The 457-nt window shown below is 63.7% G+C and carries 1 protein-coding gene; it reads right to left on the bottom strand.

The window, feature by feature from the left end; all coding sequences use genetic code 11:
* Positions 1-457, bottom strand: a 457-nt coding sequence (locus EXE46_RS16550; protein WP_137689392.1) for an ABC transporter ATP-binding protein, incomplete at both ends; no start/stop codon positions are given.

The following is a 457-nucleotide window of genomic DNA, read 5'->3' as shown; positions in this document are numbered from 1 at the left end:
AGCGAGACGGTGTAGGGGTGTGCGGGATTTTCGTACACCTCACGGGTTGGCCCCAGCTCCACGATGTTACCCAGATACATTACGGCGACCCGGTCCGCGATGTGGCGCACGACGCTGAGGTCGTGAGCAATAAAGAGGTAGGTCAGCCCAAGCTCGTCCTGAAGATCCTCTAGCAGGTTGATGATGCGCGCCTGTACGGACACGTCGAGCGCGCTCACGGGCTCGTCAAGCACCAGGAAGTCCGGCTCCAGCGCGAGCGCCCGAGCGATGCCAATGCGCTGGCGCTGCCCGCCCGAGAACTGGTGCGGGTAACGGTAGAAGTGGTCCTCCGTTAGCCCGACTTGCTCAAGGAGTTCGAAGGCGCGCTCACGGCGTAGCTCCGATTTGTGCCGCTTGACGGCGACCGAGACGGTCGTCGTCCCGTCGCGGCTCACGCTGAGGTTCAGGTCCTCAGCCG

The sequence above is a fragment of the Halorubrum sp. GN11_10-6_MGM genome (genome assembly GCF_005435165.1).
GTDB lineage: Archaea > Halobacteriota > Halobacteria > Halobacteriales > Haloferacaceae > Halorubrum.
The sequence above is the reverse complement of the archived record's forward strand: the minus strand, read 5'-3'. Positions and strand labels throughout refer to the sequence as shown.